Below are 16,433 nucleotides of genomic sequence, written 5' to 3'. Positions count from 1 at the left end.
AGCAATGGCACCAGTTAAGCACTGGTGCTTTTTTGAACAAAGTGTCATACGCGCCGTTTTTGCGGCGCTTTTACCCCATCAGCAGCTGAGCACGCGGCGCTGCAATGCAGCTTGCAGATCCTCGAATTTCACCGGTTTGGGCAGATAGTCGATCGCCGCGCCCGGCGCGCATTGCTCGCGATCCGCGCCCAGCGCCAACATGAACACCGGCAGGTGCGCGCAGCCCGGCAGCGCGTGGATCTGGCAGCACAGCGATGCGCCTTCGTGGCTGGGCAACTGGCAGTCGATCAGCACCGCATCGAAGCTTTCCCGTTGCAGGCAGTCCAGCGCAGCGGCGCCGTTATCAGCGCTGCGCACGCGGAAACCGAGCTTGAGCAACATGCCGCGCATCACCAGTTGGTTGACGCTGTTGTCGTCCACCAGCAGCACCGTGCAGTCCTGCGGCGCACGCGTGCAATCGCGGGTCGGCTGATCCGCAGGTGTTTCGATCACGGGCAGTTCGAATTCGACATCGAGCTGGAAGCGGCTGCCGCTTCCGGGCTCGGAGCGGTGGGTGAGTTTGCCGCCGAGCAATTCGACCAGTTGCCGACAGATCGCCAGACCCACCCCCAGGCCGCCGTATTCGCGAGTCATCGAACCGTCGAGCTGGAAGAAACGCTGATACAGGGTCGCCTCGCCCAGATCAGTGAAACCGATACCGGTGTCGATCACCGCAAACGACAGCGCCATGCGCTCATCCGCCGACGGCCGCCCGGTGACGCGCAGCGCCAACCCGCCGACGCGGGTGAACTTGATCGCATTGTCCAGCAGGCATTCCAGGCACTGCGCCAGTTTCGCGCTGTCGCCGAGCAAGCGATCCGGCAGGGTCGGCAGCACCTCGACCTTGAAGTCCAGCGACTTGCTCGCTGCATTGCCTTCGAACTGCACGCGCAACGCCTCGACCACTGCGCGCAGGCTGAAACTGCCCGGCGTCGCCTTGAGCTTGCCGGCCTGCAATTCAGTGAGCGTGAGGATGCCATTGACCATGCGCATCATGTCGCGAGCAGAACCGGCGGCGGTCTGTTGATATTGCTCAAGCTCGGGATCGAGGTCGACGGTCTGCATCAGCTCCAGCGAACCGATCACCCCATTCATCGGCGTGCGCAGTTCGTGGGTCAGCGTGGCGAGGAATTCGTCCTTGAGCTTGTTGCTGTGGGCCAGTTGCTGGTTGAGCACTTCGAGTTTCTGCCCGGCGTCGAACAAGGTCTGCGCCTGTTGTTCGCGCATGGCGTTGATGCGATCGGCCAGCGCCAGCGACAGCAGCGCCACCTCGATGGCCGAGCCGATCTGGCTGGCGTACATGGTCAGGAACACGTTGGGCAGCAGACCCAGCACCATCAGCGTGTTGACGATGCCGCCGAGCAGGAACGCCGACCAGGCGATGATGAAGTAACGCGCCACGCGCAGGCCGCGCCACCAGGCAAGAATCCCGGCGGCGAAGATCACCACGGTGAAGGTCAGGGCCAGTGTGGTGGCCAGGCGCAGGGCCAAGGCGTAACTGGTCATCAGCGACAGGCCGATCACCAGCGCACTGAAGACAATCAGGCCGATCAGCAAGCGATCCAGCCAAGGGCTGTGGGTCTTGGTCTGCAGGAAAGTGCGGGCGAACTGGCTGCCGAACAGCCCGGCGCAACCGATGAAGAACGGCGTCGCGGCGTTGGCCCACCATGGGTTGTCCGGCCAGAAATACTCAACCGCCGCGCCATTTACAGACAATTGATAGAGGCCGAACGAGCCGATATAGAAGATGTAATAGAGGTAACTGGTGTCGCGCACGCTCAGGTAGATGAACAGGTTGTAGACCAGCATCCCCAGCAGCACGCCATAAATGATGCCGAGCACATACAGGCGCACCGGTTGGTCTTCGAGGTACGCGGTACTCGACCACAACGTCACCGGCGCCTGGATCGAGCCTTCGCTGGCCAGTCGCAGGTACAGCGTCTGCTGTTGATCCGGTTTGAAGGGTAGGTCGAACAGGTAGTTGTTCTGGCGGATCTCGCGACTGGCGAAGGGCAACGCATCGCCGGTCTGGCGCACCAGTCGGTAGGCACCGGTGGCGTCGGGCAAGTAAAGATCGAGGTGATCGAGTGGCGGATACGCCAGTTCCAGTAGCCAGGTGCGCTGGGCGGCCGGGTTGCTCGGGCGGTAATGCAGGTCGATCTTCAGCCAGAATGCCGAACGCGAGTAACCGGCGTTGAGCGTGGCTTTGTCGTGGGTTCTGAACTGGCCGGCGGCGTCTTGCGCGCGGACGTCGGCAATCGTCGCCTGACCGCTCGGGTCTTCGAACACTTGCAGCGATCGGCCCAGTGGCAGGCTCTGGGTGAATTCGTCGAATTCGACGGCGCTCGCCATGAGGGGCAAGCAGAACAGCAACATCAGCAAATAGCGCATTGAAGCCCCAGCGTGGCTCGTCCGGTTGTGTCAGGAAGCCCCCCATTCCCTTTGAGTAGACGTAAAACCGGTATTACCTGTGATTGTTTGGATCCAGCCTAGCATAGCCGTTGATGGCCATTGAGCACCATGGAAATTTTTCCTACAACGGCTCTAGAACGGGCGTTCCAGGGCAAAGCACCGAGATAGAGCTGTTGGAATGGTCAGGAACGTCAAAGATCGCAGCCTCCGGTAGCTCCTGCATTTATCTTGCTCTGCCACCCACACCCCAAAATCAGCTTTGGTGGTAAGCTCGCGCACCATGAATATCTACAGCTCCCGCCCCGTTGTCCTCTGTCTCTCCGGCCACGACCCCAGTGGTGGCGCCGGCTTGCAGGCAGATATCGAAGCCTTGCTCGCGCAGGGTTGCCATGCGGCTCCGGCCGTCACCGCCCTGACCGTGCAAGACACCGTAAACGTCACGGACTTCCGCGTCCTCGACCGTGAGTGGGTACTGGCCCAGGCCAACGCCGTGCTCAATGACTCCGAAGTCGCCGCAGTGAAACTGGGCATGCTCGGCTCGCTGGAGATGGTCGACACGGTCGTCGAACTGCTCTCGGCGCACCCGCATCTGCCAGTGGTCTGCGATCCGGTGCTGCGTGCCGGCGGCGGCGGACGCCTGGGCAAGGACGAGGTCGGCTACGCGATGCGCGAGCGTCTGCTGCCGCTGTCGATCATTGCCACGCCCAATCTTCCTGAAGCGCGCATCCTCGCCGAACTGCCCGAAGGCACAGCCGACGAGTGCGCGGAAAAACTCCTGCCATTCGTCAAAAACCTGCTGATTACCGGCGGCCATGGCGACGAAACTGAAATCCATAACCGCGTGTACAGCCGCGACGGCCTGCGCGAAACCTTTATCTGCCAGCGCCTGCCGGGCAGCTATCACGGCTCCGGTTGCACATTGGCCAGCGCTTTGGCCGGTCGCCTGGCTCAGGGCGAGCACTTGGCCAGTGCCGTGCGCAGTGCGCTGGATTACACCTGGCGGACGCTGCGCGATGCCGAACAACTGGGCAAAGGCCAGTTCGTGCCGCGTCGCCTGCCGCTGGATTTCTGCTCGTAACGTCGTGAGGTCTGCCCGATGAAACTCCGTGGCCTGTATGCCATTACCGACAGCCAGTTGCTGACCGGCAAGTTTCTGTCTTACGTGGAGGCGGCGCTCGACGGCGGCGTCACCCTGCTGCAATACCGCGACAAGAGCAGCGACGAGGCCCGCCGTCTGCGCGAGGCCGAGGCGTTGCGCAACCTGTGCGAGCGCTACAAGACGCAACTGATCATCAACGATGACGCCGAGCTGGCCGCACGCCTCAACGTCGGCGTGCACTTGGGCCAGACCGACGGCCCGCTCTCGCCGACCCGCGCCCTGCTCGGTTCGAAAGCGATCATCGGTTCGACTTGCCATGGGCAAATCGCTCTGGCCGAACAGGCTGCCAAAGAAGGCGCGAGTTACGTTGCCTTCGGCCGCTTCTTCAATTCCACCACCAAACCCGGTGCGCCGAGTTGCAGCCTCGACTTGCTCGACGAAGCCAAACGCACGCTGCACTTGCCGATCTGCGCGATTGGCGGCATCACCCTCGATAACGCCGCGCCGCTGGTCGAGCACGGTGTCGATCTGCTCGCCGTGATCCACGGTTTGTTCGGCGCCGAGAGCAGCGCCGAAGTGACCCGCCGCGCCCGCGCCTTCAACGAACTTCTGAAAATCTGATTTGAGAGCCCGATCATGTCTCGTTCCGAAACCCTGTTTGCCAATGCTCAGAAACACATCCCCGGCGGCGTCAACTCGCCGGTGCGCGCGTTCAAGAGCGTCGGCGGCACCCCGCTGTTCTTCAAACACGCCGAAGGCGCTTACGTCACCGACGAAGATGACAAGCGTTATGTCGATTACGTGGGTTCGTGGGGCCCGATGATCCTCGGCCACAGCCATCCGGACGTGCTCGACGCGGTGCGCAATCAGCTGCAACACGGCCTGTCCTACGGTGCACCGACGTCGATGGAAACCGAGATGGCCGATCTGGTCTGCTCGCTGGTGCCGTCGATGGACATGGTGCGCATGGTCAGCTCCGGCACCGAAGCGACCATGAGTGCGATCCGTCTGGCCCGTGGTTACACCGGTCGCGACAGCATCATCAAGTTCGAAGGCTGCTACCACGGCCACTCCGACAGCCTGCTGGTCAAGGCCGGTTCCGGCGCTCTGACCCAGGGCGTACCGAGCTCGGCCGGCGTGCCGGCAGCCTTCGCCAAACACACCCTGACCCTGCCGTTCAACGACATCGACGCGGTTGAAGCGATGCTCGCTGAAGTGGGTGAGGAAGTGGCGTGCATCATCGTCGAACCGGTCGCCGGCAACATGAACTGCGTGCCGCCAGCGCCGGGCTTCCTCGAAGGCCTGCGCTCGCTATGCGACAAACATGGTGTGGTGCTGATTTTTGACGAAGTGATGACCGGTTTCCGCGTCGCCCTCGGCGGTGCCCAGGCGCACTACGGCGTGACGCCGGACCTGACCACGTTCGGCAAGATCATCGGCGGCGGCATGCCGGTGGGCTGCTTCGGTGGCAAACGCGAGATCATGCAGCGCATCGCCCCACTGGGCCCGGTGTATCAGGCCGGTACGTTGTCGGGTAATCCGCTGGCGATGGCTGCCGGCCTGACAACTTTGCGTCTGATCAGCCGCCCGGGCTTCCACGCCGAATTGACCGACTACACCTCGCGCATGCTCGACGGTCTGCAACAGCGTGCCGATGCTGCGGGCATCCCGTTCGTGACCACTCAGGCCGGCGGCATGTTCGGTCTGTACTTCAGCGGCGCCGACGACATCGTCACCTTCGACGACGTGATGGCCAGCGACGCGGCAATGTTCGGTCGCTTCTTCCACTTGATGCTGGAAGGTGGCGTGTACCTGGCACCGAGTGCGTTCGAAGCCGGTTTCACCTCGATCGCCCACGGCGAAGCCGAGCTGCAACTGACGCTGGACGCCGCCGAGCGCGCCTTCGCCGCATTGAAATAATCGCCGTACCGCTGACGTTGGCTATGGCCAGCGTCAGCTTTCGCCTACATCCGCTCGGTTTTTCCGACGTGCCTGCGAAAATCCTGCCCGAATCGGGCGATATATTCCCCACGCAGCAGAAAAACGAGTAAAGACTTTGTAAGGTTGGCCCTGCTTATTTCATAATGCGCGCTTATTGGATCCCTCGACGGGTCCGCGCGCCCTTCAGAGGTAAGTCGATTCCCATGAACCGCACCGGCCGCACCCTTGCATTGGGCTGCCTGTTGCTCCTTCAGCCCCTGCTCGCGCATGCACAAGCAGGCGGCAACTCGTTGTTGATCCCGGCGATGGGTCGTTGCACCCTCAATACTCAGCCGCAAGACGTCACGCAGGCACTGGCCGCCTGCCAGAAAGCGGCGGACGAAGGGGACGCGCAAGCGCAATACGAGTTGGGTGAGTTCTATTACGACGGCAAGAACGCGCCGCGCGACCTCAATCAAGCCCTGACCTATTTCGAAAAGGCCTCGTTGCAAGGCCACGCCCAGGCGCAATACAAGCTCGGCAGCATGTTCTTCCACGGTGAAGGCGTGCAGGCCAACAATATCCAGGCCTACATCGTGCTGAAGATGGCAGCGGTCAACGGTGCCGAAGAGGCATTGGACACGGCTGACGAAGTCTCGGAAAAGATGTCCCGCGAAGATCTCGAAACCGCCACTCAGGTGCTCGGGCAGATTTTCCGCAAATACCTGATGGAACTGCAGAACGCCGATGGGCGTACGCCGTTTTCACCTCTTCCCTGATTTTTGCGCCGACCTTTCTGGCCTCTTCGCGAGCAGGCTCGCTCCCACAGAGGATCTTCTGAACACTGGATATCTACTGTGGGAGCGAGCCTGCTCGCGAATGGGGGCTACGCGGTCTTGAAGCTTACTTTTCAGGCATCGGCATCGGAAACGGCATGACATTGCCGACCGCGCCACGGGCTTCGCTGATTTTCGGCGTGCCCAGACGTTCGACTTCGTCGATGCGCACGATCGAATGCATCGGCACAAAACTGCGCACCACGCCTTCGAACTGCGCCTTGAGCTTTTCTTCGCTCGGATCGACGACCATTTGCGTACGCTCGCCAAAGACGAATTCTTCAACTTCCAGGAAACCCCACAGATCACTTTGATAGATCTGCTTGGCGTACATTTCGAACACCTGGCCCTGGTTGAGGAAAATCACCTTGTAGATTGGAGCTTCGCGTTTGGTCATGGCGGGCGGATAACATCGGGGTAAAAATGAGGGCGCGAACTATAGCATAGCCACCGGACGCACAGCGGTAGGAACCTGACGGCTTGTTCCCTATAATGCGCGGTTCTTTGAATCACGTGACGACCCGAATCCATGGCCAAGAAGCTTTACATCGAAACCCACGGTTGCCAGATGAACGAGTACGACAGCTCGCGCATGGTCGATCTGCTGGGCGAACATCAGGCCCTGGAAGTCACCGCTCGCGCGGAAGACGCCGACGTGATTCTGCTCAACACCTGCTCGATCCGCGAACGCGCGCAAGACCGCGTGTATTCGCAGCTCGGCCGCTGGCGCGAACTGAAGCTGGCCAACCCGGACATGGTCATCGCCGTCGGCGGTTGCGTGGCCAGTCAGGAAGGCGCGGCGATCCGCGATCGCGCTCCCTACGTTGACGTGGTGTTCGGCCCGCAGACCCTGCACCGTCTGCCGGAAATGATCGACGCCGCGCGCAGCAGCAAGCTGCCGCAGGTCGACGTGTCGTTCCCGGAAATCGAAAAATTCGACCACCTGCCGGAGCCGCGTATCGACGGCCCGAGCGCTTATGTTTCAGTGATGGAAGGTTGCAGCAAGTACTGCACGTTCTGCGTGGTGCCGTACACTCGTGGCGAAGAGGTCAGCCGACCGTTCGACGACGTGATCGCGGAAATCATTCACCTGGCCGAACACGGCGTGCGTGAAGTGACCTTGCTCGGGCAGAACGTCAACGGCTATCGCGGCCAGACCCACGACGGTCGTCTGGCCGATCTGGCCGAACTGATCCGCGTGGTCGCCGCTGTCGATGGCATCGACCGCATCCGCTACACCACCTCGCACCCGCTGGAGTTCTCCGACAGCCTGATCCAGGCCCACGCCGAAGTGCCGGAACTGGTCAAGCACCTGCATTTGCCGGTGCAGTCGGGCTCGGACCGGATTCTCGCGGCGATGAAGCGCAACCACACGGCACTGGAGTACAAATCCAAACTGCGCAAACTGCGCGCTGCGGTGCCAGGAATCTGCATCAGCTCGGACTTTATCGTCGGTTTCCCCGGCGAAACCGAGAAGGACTTCGAACAGACCATGAAGCTGATTGCCGATGTCGGCTTCGATTTCTCCTACTCGTTCGTCTACAGCCAGCGCCCGGGCACGCCCGCTGCCGATCTGGCCGACGACACCCCGGAAGAATTGAAGAAAGAACGTCTGAACGCGCTGCAACATCGTTTGAATCAGCAGGGCTTCGAAATCAGCCGACAAATGGTCGGTTCGATCCAGCGCATTCTGGTGACCGATTACTCGAAGAAAGACCCGGGGGAGCTGCAGGGCCGCACCGAGAATAACCGTATCGTCAACTTTCGCTGCGACAATCCCACCCTGATCGGCCAGTTCGCCGACGTGCACATCGACGCCGCGCAACCGCACTCACTGCGTGGTTCGCTGATCCAGTAACACCATCGCATTGTGGATGGGGTTTCTGTGGTGAGGGGATTTATCCCCTCACCACAAAAGACCCCGCCAGCCACAGAGAATGGGTTGGAAAGCAGCGTCGATATTTAAGAGCTTTCGCACCCACGCCACTGGCGTTATCCTTGATTTCATCCTAATTGCCCCAGGGCGGCTAAATACGACCTTGAACGCACCCATCGAACCACATCGTTTTCTCCTCGAGCCTTTTGAGGCTCGCCGCTTCGCCAATCTGTGCGGGCAATTCGACGAGCATTTGCGCTTGATCGAACAGCGCCTGGCCATCGAGATCCGCAATCGCGGAAACCAGTTCGAGTTGATTGGCGATCCAAAACTCACCACGTCCGCAGAAAACCTGCTGCGCCGCCTGTACCGGGAAACCAAGGGTACCGAGCTGTCGCCAGACTTGGTGCACCTGTTCATTCAAGAATCAGCAGATATCGACAACCCGGCCCCCGCCGAAGCGTCCGTCGCCCTGCGCACCAAGAAAGGCATGATTCGCCCACGCGGCTTGAATCAGCAGCGCTACGTGAAGGAAATCCTCGGCAACGACATCAATTTCGGCATCGGCCCGGCCGGTACCGGCAAGACCTATCTGGCCGTGGCCTGCGCGGTGGATGCGCTGGAGCGCGAGCAGATCCGCCGCATCCTGCTGGTGCGTCCGGCAGTCGAAGCGGGAGAAAAGCTCGGCTTCCTGCCCGGCGACCTGTCGCAGAAGATCGACCCGTACCTGCGCCCGCTCTACGACGCGCTGTACGAAATGCTCGGTTTCGAATACGTCGCCAAGTTGATCGAGAAACAGGTGATCGAAGTCGCGCCGCTGGCCTACATGCGCGGTCGTACGCTGAACAACAGCTTCATCATTCTCGACGAAAGCCAGAACACCACCGTCGAGCAGATGAAGATGTTCCTCACGCGGATCGGCTTCGGCTCCACAGCCGTGATCACCGGCGACATCACCCAGGTCGACCTGCCGCGCGGCACCAAGTCCGGCTTGCACCATGTGATCGAAGTGCTCAAAGACGTGCCGGGCATCAGCTTCACCCACTTCCAGCCCAAAGACGTCGTGCGCCACCCGTTGGTGCAGCGGATCGTCGAGGCCTACGAGCGCTTCGAGACCCGTGCCGAAGCCGCGAAGGAAGCCTCGCGCGATGCTTGAGCTGGATCTGCAAATCGCCACCGAGGCCAGCGCGCCGAGTGAAGCCGAGTTCCGTCAGTGGTGCGAACTGGCCCTGCGCCCGCGCAGCGCCGATTCGGAAATGACCATTCGTCTGGTCGACGAGGAAGAAGGCCGCGAGCTCAATCACACCTGGCGCCACAAGGACTACGCGACCAATGTGTTGTCGTTCCCGGCGGAAGTGCCTGACGAGTTTCTCGATATTCCGCTGCTCGGCGATCTGGTGATCTGCGTGGCCGTGGTCGAACGCGAAGCCGCCGAGCAGGGCAAGGAACTAAAGGCCCACTGGGCACATCTGGTCATTCACGGCTGCTTGCATCTGCTCGGTTACGACCATATAGATGACGATGAAGCCGAAGAAATGGAAGCACTGGAACGCGAGTTGCTTGCTGAACTGGGCTATCCCGATCCGTACGCGGACGACGAAACCGAACACTCCCCAATCGTTACAACAAAGGATTCAGAGTAATCGCTATGAGCGAAGATCGATCGAGCAACGGGCAGAAGTCATGGCTGGGTAAACTGACCCAGGCTTTTGCCCACGAGCCGAAGAACCGTCAGGAGCTCCTCGAGCTGCTGCGTGATGCACATCAGAACAAACTGCTGGACAGCGAAGCGCTGGCCATCGTTGAAGGCGCCATCCAGGTGGCTGACCTGCAAGTGCGCGACATCATGGTGCCGCGCTCGCAGATGATCAGCATCAAGGCGACCCAGACACCCCGCGAATTCCTCCCCGCCGTGGTCGACTCGGCCCACTCGCGCTATCCGGTCATCGGCGAAAGCCATGACGACGTGATGGGCGTGCTGCTGGCCAAGGACCTGCTGCCGCTGATCCTCAAGGAAAACGGCGACAGCTTCAACATCAAGGACCTGCTGCGCCCGGCCACCTTCGTGCCGGAGTCCAAGCGCCTGAACGTGTTGCTGCGTGAATTCCGCGCCAACCACAACCACATGGCCATCGTCATCGACGAATACGGCGGTGTGGCCGGCCTGGTGACCATCGAAGACGTGCTGGAACAGATCGTCGGCGACATCGAGGACGAGCACGACGTCGAAGAAGACAGCTACATCAAGCCGCTGCCCAGCGGTGACTTCCTGATCAAGGCGTTGACGCCGATCGAGAACTTCAACGAGTTCTTTGACAGCGAATTCTCCGACGACGAGTTCGATACCGTTGGCGGTCTGGTGATGAGCGCGTTCGGCCACTTGCCAAAACGCAACGAAATCACTGAAATCGGCGCCTATCGCTTCCGTATCCTGAACGCCGACAGCCGTCGGATTCATTTGCTGCGACTGACCCCAATCGCCCGGTAAGAAATCTAAGGACTGAAATGCGCTGGACAACCCGCCCCGGCTGGCCCGGTAACCTGCTGGCCGTGGCGGCCGGTGCAATCACCACATTCGCTCTCGCCCCGTTCGACATCTGGCCGCTGGCATTGCTGGCGGTTGGTCTGTTCTATGCCGGTTTGCGTGAGCTGAGCCCGCGTCAGGCGCTCGGCCGTGGCTGGTGCTTCGGCTTCGGCCTGTTCGGTGCCGGCACCAGTTGGATCTATTACAGCATTCATCATTTCGGTGGCGCTTCGGTGTTGCTCGCCGGGCTCCTGATGCTGCTGTTCACCGCGGCGATTGCCTGGTTCTTCGCCCTGCCCGCGTGGCTATGGGCGCGCTGGTTGCGGCGTAACGAAGCACCGCTGGCGGATGCCTTGGCCTTTGCTGCGCTGTGGGTCGGCCAGGAAGCGTTTCGCGGCTGGTTCCTCACCGGTTTTCCGTGGCTGTATTCCGGTTATAGCCAGCTCGACGGTCCGCTGGCCGGGCTCGCTCCGGTGGGCGGCATGTGGCTGGTCTCGTTTGTTCTGGCACTGACGGCGGCGCTGATCTACAACGCGCCGCGCTTGTTGCAGACGCGTCGCAAAGGCTTTATCGCTGCCGGTGTGGTACTTCTGGCGGGGCCTTGGGTAGCAGGCATCGCCCTCAAAGGCCACGCGTGGACCAGCCCGTCCGGCGCACCGCTGACGGTCGCCGCGATTCAGGGCAATGTCGCGCAAAGCATGAAATGGGACCCGGCAGAACTCAACGCGCAACTGGCGCTGTACCGTGATCTGAGCTTCCGCTCCAAACCGGTCGATCTGCTGATCTGGCCGGAAACCGCCGTGCCGGTGTTGAAGGAGTCCGCCGAGGGCTACCTGACGATGATGGGCAACTTCGCCGCCGAGCGTAAATCGGCGTTGATCACCGGTGTGCCGATCCGCCAGACCGTGCATCACGAACGGCGCTTCTTCAACGGCATCACCGTGGTCGGCGAAGGCGACGGCACTTACCTGAAGCAGAAACTGGTGCCGTTCGGCGAGTACGTGCCGTTGCAGGACCTGTTGCGCGGCTTGATCGCGTTCTTCGACCTGCCGATGTCGGACTTCGCTCGCGGCCCGTCGGATCAAGCGCTCTTGCAAGCCAAGGGTTACCAGATCGCACCGTTTATCTGCTACGAAGTGGTCTATCCGGAATTCGCCGCCGGCCTGTCGGCACGCAGTGATCTGTTGCTGACGATCAGCAACGACACCTGGTTCGGCACGTCCATCGGCCCGCTGCAACACCTGCAAATGGCGCAGATGCGCGCGCTGGAAGCCGGACGCTGGATGATCCGCGCGACCAACAACGGCGTCACCGGCCTGATCAATCCGTTCGGGCAGATCACCGAGCAGATTCCGCAGTTCGAACAAGGCGTGCTGTACGGCGAAGTGGTACCGATGCACGATCTGACGCCGTATCTGCAATGGCGCTCGTGGCCGTTGATCGCGTTGTGCCTGCTGCTGTTTGGCTGGGCGCTGATGGCGAGCCGGATGTCGAAGACCCTCTGAGAAATGTGGCGAGGGGATTTATCCCCGCTGGAGTGCGCAGCAGTCCCCTCTTCTGAAGGTAAGAGAGGGGCCGCTACACGCCTCATCGGGGATAAATCCCCTCGCCAAAATGATTTTCAGCGGTAAAACAACGAATACCCCACCTGCCCCACCGCTTCATTGAGCAATTGCCCGCTCTGCCAGATCGACTTGAACTCCGGCAGCCAGCCGCCAAACGGCCGGGCGTTGTCAGTGCCTAAAAAGCCCACCGGTGCCGGCACCACTTCGAATCCTGCCTGCTCAAAGCTCCACACCGCACGCGGCATGTGCCACGCCTGCGTCACCACGACGACGCGCTTGATCCCCTGCGGCAAGAGAATGTCCGCCGTCATCCTGGCGTTTTCCCAAGTGGTACGGCTCGCGCCTTCCTGCCAGCGCACGCTCACGTCGAAGTCATCACGCAACGAGTCCGCCATCAACTTCGCCTCGGTCGGGGGCGTGCCGTAATGCAAGCCGCCGCTGGTCAGAATCGGCAGGCCCGAGGCCCTGGCCAGGCGTGCGGCGTAACGCTGACGCTCAAGGCCGACGCCGGTCGGCTGGTCTTCGCCCCAGGCGATGTCACCGCGCTCGCGTCCCGAGCCCAGCACCACAATCGCATCGGCACGTTGCGCCAGGGTCGTCCATTCCTGCCGCGCCAGCGGCGGCTCACGTTCCAACGCCTTGGCGCTCCACTGCACGACCACCGGCAGGCTCATCAGCAGCAGGCCACCAAAGCCGAAGGCAAAACATACGCCAGCCAGACGAGGCCGCGAGCGGCGCAGCCACCAGGCGGCCAGCAACAGCAGCAAAAGAATGCCGGGCGGCAGTAAAAGTTGTTTGATGAAATAGCGAAGGGGCATCGGGCATCTCCAAAGATGCCCGAAGCCTAAGAGTGTTGATTACGCGTTACAACCAGTAGGCCGGATCCGGTTGCAAAAGATCCGTTTCATGACCTGCCATGCGCTTACTTGGCCTGCACAGAACGCACCTTGCCGGTGTCTCTGCGCGGCGCCTTGTCCTTGAGCCAGATGACCTTGGCCGAATGTGCTGCATCGAGCTGCTTCACTGCTTGAGACAGGCATCCCTGCGTTTCACGTTCACTGCGATCCAGATAGGCCTTGACCAGTTTGAACTCGGCGGGACTCAAGCCACGCAATTCCAGTTCCAGGGGGCGCTCGTCGCGCAGCCGGTCAGCGGTTTTCACGGCGTCCAGCGCCATGCCCAGACGATCGATCAACCTTTCATACAACTCGGGTTTCGTTACGTTCTTTTTCCGTTGCTCCACCATCCCTCACCTCATTGAAGATAAGACTCACTCCCCAATTAGAGCTTAGCTTCGCTGCACGAACCGGCTACACGCCGCGACCAACGGCCCTCGTAGTCCAAAAGGTCTGGCAAACAGCTGTAATCAGGGTTTCCCTCGGCCAAGCGCGGTCATGTATGCTACGGCGCTTCCTGTCATTCCACTTCCAGCGCACCCGGGCCATCCCGGATGCCGCCGTCGAAGAGGATTAGGCCACCCCTATCCAGTACAAAAGTAGCCATGCACGAACAATATCAGCCACGTGAGATCGAAGCCGCCGCCCAGTCGTTCTGGGATGAGCAAAAGTCCTTTGAAGTCAGTGAACAGCCAGGCAAGGAAACCTACTACTGCCTGTCGATGTTCCCTTACCCCAGCGGCAAGCTGCACATGGGCCACGTGCGCAACTACACCATTGGCGACGTGATCTCGCGCTACCAGCGCATGCAGGGCAAGAATGTTCTGCAGCCAATGGGTTGGGATGCGTTCGGCATGCCGGCGGAAAACGCCGCAATGAAAAACAACGTAGCGCCCGCCAAGTGGACCTACGAGAACATCGCCTACATGAAGTCGCAGCTGCGCAGCCTCGGCCTCGCGGTGGACTGGTCCCGTGAAGTGACCACCTGCAAGCCGGACTACTACCGATGGGAACAATGGCTGTTCACCCGCCTGTTCGAAAAAGGCGTGATCTACCGTAAAAACGGCACCGTGAACTGGGACCCGGTCGACCAGACCGTTCTGGCCAACGAGCAAGTCATCGACGGCCGTGGCTGGCGCTCCGGCGCGCTGATCGAAAAGCGCGAAATCCCGATGTACTACTTCAAGATCACCGCTTACGCCGACGAGCTGCTGGAAAGCCTCGACGAACTGACTGGCTGGCCGGAACAGGTCAAGACCATGCAGCGCAACTGGATCGGCAAGTCCCGTGGCATGGAAGTGCAGTTCCCGTACAACGTCGATTCGATCGGCGAAGCCGGCACCCTGAAAGTCTTCACCACCCGTCCGGACACCCTGATGGGCGCGACCTACGTCGCCGTCGCTGCCGAGCACCCGCTGGCCACCCTGGCCGCGCAGAACAATCCCGAGCTGCAAGCGTTCATCGCTGAATGCAAGGGCGGCAGCGTCGCTGAAGCCGATGTCGCCACCCAGGAAAAGAAAGGCCTGCCGACCGGCCTGTTCGTCGAGCACCCGCTGACCGGCGAGAAGCTGCCGGTGTGGGTCGCCAACTACGTGCTGATGCACTACGGCGACGGCGCGGTCATGGCGGTTCCGGCCCACGACGAGCGCGATTTCGAGTTCGCTCACAAGTACAACCTGCCGGTGAAATCGGTGGTGCGCACCAGCTCCGGTGACACCAACCCGGCGCCGTGGCAGGACGCTTACGGCGAGCACGGCACGCTGATCAACTCCGGTGAGTTCGACGGCCTCGACTTCGCCGGCGCGTTCGACGCCATGGAAGTCGCCCTGATCAAGAAACAACTCGGCGCCTCGCGCACCCAGTTCCGCCTGCGCGACTGGGGCATCAGCCGCCAGCGCTACTGGGGCTGCCCGATCCCGATCATCCACTGCGCGGCGTGCGGTGACGTGCCAGTGCCGGAAGATCAACTGCCGGTCGTATTGCCGGAAGACGTGGTGCCGGACGGCGCCGGTTCGCCGCTGGCGCGCATGCCCGAGTTCTACGAATGCAGCTGCCCGAAATGCGGCGCGCCGGCCAAGCGTGAAACCGACACCATGGACACCTTCGTCGAGTCGTCGTGGTACTACGCCCGCTACGCCTCGCCGCACTTCGAGGGCGGTTTGGTGGAGAAATCCGCAGCCGATCACTGGCTGCCGGTGGATCAGTACATCGGTGGTATCGAACACGCCATTCTCCACCTGCTCTACGCGCGCTTCTTCCACAAGCTGATGCGCGACGAAGGTCTGGTCAGCTCCAACGAGCCGTTCAAGAACCTGCTGACCCAGGGCATGGTGATCGCCGAGACTTACTATCGTCGCGAAGCCAATGGCGCCTACACCTGGTTCAACCCGGCAGACGTGGAACTTGAGCGTGACAGCAAAGCCAAGGTGATCAGCGCCAAGCTGAAATCCGACGGCCTGCCGGTGGAAATCGGCGGTACCGAGAAGATGGCCAAGTCGAAGAACAACGGCGTCGACCCGCAGTCGATGATCGACCAGTTCGGCGCCGACACCTGCCGCCTGTTCATGATGTTCGCTTCGCCGCCTGACATGAGCGCGGAATGGTCTGACTCCGGCGTTGAAGGTTCGCACCGTTTCCTCAAGCGCGTCTGGCGTCTGGCGCAAGCCCACGTCACCCAGGGCCTGCCGGGCAAACTGGATATCGCCGCTCTGAACGACGAGCAGAAAACCGTGCGTCGTGCGATCCACCTGGCAATCAAGCAGGCCAGCCATGACGTCGGCCAGAACCACAAATTCAACACGGCCATCGCTCAGGTGATGACGCTGATGAACGTGCTGGAAAAAGCCGCCCAAGGCACCGAACAGGACCGCGCGCTGCTGCACGAAGGTCTGGAAGCGGTGACCCTGCTGCTGGCACCGATCACCCCGCACATCAGCCACGAACTGTGGAAGCAGTTGGGTCACGCCGATGCGGTGATCGATGCAGGCTGGCCGGCCGTGGACGAAAGTGCCTTGGTGCAGGACAACCTGACCCTGGTCATTCAGGTCAACGGCAAGCTGCGCGGGCAGATCGAAATGCCGGCCAGCGCCACCCGCGAAGAAATCGAAGCCGCTGCACGCATCAACGAAAACGTGCTGCGTTTCGTCGACGGCCTGACCATTCGCAAAGTGATCGTGGTACCGGGCAAACTGGTCAACATCGTCGCCAGCTAAATTGGATCGGCTGCCAGGCTCGCCTGGCAGCCAGTAAAACCTTTCGGGCCGCAG

General features: G+C 61.3%; 14 protein-coding genes. 10 read left to right on the top strand and 4 right to left on the bottom strand.

Features of this window, described 5'->3' with window-relative positions; genetic code table 11:
• Nucleotides 1–78 precede the first annotated feature (78 nt).
• Complete coding sequence (locus tag KVG85_RS23395) at nt 79–2,430, bottom strand: hybrid sensor histidine kinase/response regulator (protein ID WP_217865150.1); 2,352 nt, start codon at nt 2,428–2,430, stop codon at nt 79–81.
• A gap of 301 nt (nt 2,431–2,731) precedes the next feature.
• On the opposite strand from KVG85_RS23395, the gene KVG85_RS23390 reads away from it, so the two are divergent.
• From KVG85_RS23390 to KVG85_RS23375, 4 genes are all read left to right on the top strand, one after another.
• Nucleotides 2,732–3,529 carry a hydroxymethylpyrimidine/phosphomethylpyrimidine kinase gene (locus KVG85_RS23390; protein WP_007909650.1) on the top strand — a complete coding sequence of 266 codons (798 nt, stop codon included), beginning with the start codon at nt 2,732–2,734 and terminating at the stop codon, nt 3,527–3,529.
• 18 nt (nt 3,530–3,547) lie between these two features.
• Nucleotides 3,548–4,171, top strand: coding sequence for a thiamine phosphate synthase (thiE, locus tag KVG85_RS23385; protein WP_122603844.1), 624 nt, complete (start codon nt 3,548–3,550; stop codon nt 4,169–4,171).
• Between the two features lie 15 nt (nt 4,172–4,186).
• Entirely contained in the window at nt 4,187–5,470 is a 1,284-nt protein-coding gene (gene hemL, locus KVG85_RS23380) for a glutamate-1-semialdehyde 2,1-aminomutase (RefSeq protein WP_217865149.1), read from the top strand.
• 224 nt (nt 5,471–5,694) lie between these two features.
• Complete coding sequence (locus tag KVG85_RS23375; protein ID WP_122506637.1) at nt 5,695–6,249, top strand: tetratricopeptide repeat protein; 555 nt, start codon at nt 5,695–5,697, stop codon at nt 6,247–6,249.
• A 124-nt stretch (nt 6,250–6,373) separates the two neighbouring features.
• Here KVG85_RS23375 and KVG85_RS23370 read toward each other — a convergent pair whose 3' ends face one another.
• Nucleotides 6,374–6,703, bottom strand: coding sequence for a DUF1820 family protein (locus KVG85_RS23370; RefSeq protein ID WP_016773045.1), 330 nt, complete (start codon nt 6,701–6,703; stop codon nt 6,374–6,376).
• A 132-nt stretch (nt 6,704–6,835) separates the two neighbouring features.
• Between KVG85_RS23370 and miaB the strand changes: the two genes are divergently transcribed.
• From miaB to lnt, 5 genes are all read left to right on the top strand, one after another.
• Nucleotides 6,836–8,164 (top strand): tRNA (N6-isopentenyl adenosine(37)-C2)-methylthiotransferase MiaB, encoded by a 1,329-nt coding sequence (gene miaB / locus KVG85_RS23365; protein WP_016773044.1) that lies wholly within the window; start codon nt 6,836–6,838, stop codon nt 8,162–8,164.
• 181 nt (nt 8,165–8,345) lie between these two features.
• Entirely contained in the window at nt 8,346–9,338 is a 993-nt protein-coding gene (locus KVG85_RS23360) for a PhoH family protein (protein WP_122506635.1), read from the top strand.
• Complete coding sequence (gene ybeY, locus KVG85_RS23355; protein ID WP_217865148.1) at nt 9,331–9,825, top strand: rRNA maturation RNase YbeY; 495 nt, start codon at nt 9,331–9,333, stop codon at nt 9,823–9,825. The genes KVG85_RS23360 and ybeY overlap by 8 nt, the downstream gene beginning before the upstream one ends.
• A gap of 5 nt (nt 9,826–9,830) precedes the next feature.
• Nucleotides 9,831–10,670 (top strand): CorC family transporter, encoded by an 840-nt coding sequence (locus KVG85_RS23350; RefSeq protein WP_007909641.1) that lies wholly within the window; start codon nt 9,831–9,833, stop codon nt 10,668–10,670.
• Nucleotides 10,671–10,687: 17 nt separating this feature from the next.
• Nucleotides 10,688–12,211, top strand: coding sequence for an apolipoprotein N-acyltransferase (lnt, locus tag KVG85_RS23345; protein ID WP_217865147.1), 1,524 nt, complete (start codon nt 10,688–10,690; stop codon nt 12,209–12,211).
• A 116-nt stretch (nt 12,212–12,327) separates the two neighbouring features.
• Here the strand turns inward: lnt and KVG85_RS23340 are convergent, their stop codons facing one another.
• The gene (locus tag KVG85_RS23340) at nt 12,328–13,089 is read right to left on the bottom strand and encodes a YdcF family protein (RefSeq protein WP_217865146.1); all 762 of its coding nucleotides are present in this window, start codon (nt 13,087–13,089) and stop codon (nt 12,328–12,330) included.
• Nucleotides 13,090–13,193: 104 nt separating this feature from the next.
• The gene (locus tag KVG85_RS23335) at nt 13,194–13,517 is read right to left on the bottom strand and encodes a hypothetical protein (protein WP_024014441.1); all 324 of its coding nucleotides are present in this window, start codon (nt 13,515–13,517) and stop codon (nt 13,194–13,196) included.
• Between the two features lie 255 nt (nt 13,518–13,772).
• Between KVG85_RS23335 and leuS the strand changes: the two genes are divergently transcribed.
• Nucleotides 13,773–16,379 (top strand): leucine--tRNA ligase, encoded by a 2,607-nt coding sequence (leuS, locus tag KVG85_RS23330; protein WP_160768622.1) that lies wholly within the window; start codon nt 13,773–13,775, stop codon nt 16,377–16,379.
• Nucleotides 16,380–16,433 lie beyond the last annotated feature (54 nt).

The organism is Pseudomonas triticicola (assembly GCF_019145375.1).
In the GTDB taxonomy this organism is placed as follows: domain Bacteria; phylum Pseudomonadota; class Gammaproteobacteria; order Pseudomonadales; family Pseudomonadaceae; genus Aquipseudomonas; species Aquipseudomonas triticicola.
The sequence above is the reverse complement of the archived record's forward strand: the minus strand, read 5'-3'. Positions and strand labels throughout refer to the sequence as shown.